1 protein-coding gene is annotated in these 1487 nt (G+C 44.4%); it reads right to left on the bottom strand.

Translation table 11 applies throughout. From position 1 onward, the window contains the following. Positions 1 to 119: 119 nt before the first annotated feature. Entirely contained in the window at positions 120 to 1274 is a 1155-nt protein-coding gene (gene alr / locus CHI10_RS19720) for an alanine racemase (protein WP_095245888.1), read from the bottom strand. Positions 1275 to 1487: the final 213 nt, after the last annotated feature.

The following is a 1487-nucleotide window of genomic DNA, read 5'->3' as shown; positions in this document are numbered from 1 at the left end:
AGCTAGACAGTTAACTAACTTCAAAATTTATCATTTTTATCTTTTCAGAAAGCTGCAGCACTTATACCATCCCTTTCTCAGGGCGGAAGCGCCTAATAACAACGATTAATTTTTTTCAATTATAACAGATAATTAATTCCCCCGATAATTTTACCATCTCTTTTATATATGCGCGGAACCCGGGAAGATACCATACAGGTAACTTCATAGTTGATGGTTTCAAGCTTTTCCGCGATTTCGTCCACCGAAATTTTTTCTTTCCCCTGCTCGCCGATCAGGGTTACCTTTGTTCCGACAGGCATTTCATGAGGCATCTTAATCATGCATTGATCCATGCATATCCTTCCAACAATTGGAACCCTCACTCCTTCAGCAAGAACCTCCTGCCCCTGAAGCTTTCGGATCCACCCATCCGCATAGCCAATCGGCAATGTTGCAACCCATTCATCTTCTTGTGCTTCATAAGTTGCACCATAACTGACTTTCTCGCCTTTATGGAGCTTTTTCACATGAACAATTGAAGTGTGGAGAGAAAAAGCTTCTTTCAGCTCGAATGGAAGTACAGGCTTTATTTCCATGGATGGAGACAGTCCATACATGCTGATCCCCATTCTGACAGCATTCAAATGCGCTTTTGGAAACCTGAGGCCTGCCGCACTGTTGCTGGTGTGGACGTACTTCGGCAATACCTCCAGCCAGCCGATCATTTCTTCAAACCTGCTCAGCTGCGTTTCAAAGTAGGCATTGTTTATTGAATCCGCTGTCGCGAAGTGTGTAAATATTCCTTCAAGCAGAAAACGCTTGTCCTTTTTGATAACGCTCTCAATTCCAGCAAGCTCATCCCGGCTGCGAATCCCCAGGCGGCCCATGCCGGTATCAAGCTTTATATGAATATTGAGGGTTCCATCTTCTACATATTCAGCTGCTTTTGCCAGCCATTCCTGCTGAAAAACAGTGAGGGAGATATTATTTGATGCTGCCTCGCCTGCGTGCTCCGGACGGCTCGCTCCCATTACTAAAATTGGCTCTTCAATTTTTTTCATTCTCAATGCGATTGCCTCATCCAGGGTCGCAACCGCCAGGGAGGATGCGCCTGCTTCAAGCGCTGCCTTCGCTACAGCTGCATCTCCATGCCCATACCCATTTGCCTTAACAACCGCAATGATTTTTGCCCCTTCTTTTACATGTTTTTTCATTGACTCTACATTATATGATATATGGTCCAGATTTATCTCTGCCCAAGTGTCCCGATACATTTTTGTCTGTTCATTCATCGATGTATTCACGTCCTTTTAGCCATTGCTTTATACATGTCGATTATCAAACTCGGCAGATGGTTTGTCAAATGGATATTTTCTTAACCGGGGTTACTTTGGAAAGAGAAAGCGTATATCTGATGTGCCGGATTTGAGAGCTTGGTCTTTCTTTGGACTCTGTGATGCGTAAATTCCCGGGGATGTGTCCGAACCTTAGCCTTCTTCTGACTC

It is taken from the genome of Bacillus sp. 7894-2, from assembly GCF_002272225.1.
In the GTDB taxonomy this organism is placed as follows: Bacteria; Bacillota; Bacilli; order Bacillales; family Cytobacillaceae; genus Cytobacillus.
The sequence above is the reverse complement of the archived record's forward strand: the minus strand, read 5'-3'. Positions and strand labels throughout refer to the sequence as shown.

Bases quoted from the DNA above. Each gene is read 5' to 3' on its own strand.
- alr (WP_095245888.1), bottom strand. From the start codon at position 1,274: ATGAATGAACAGACAAAAATGTATCGGGACACTTGGGCAGAGATAAAT.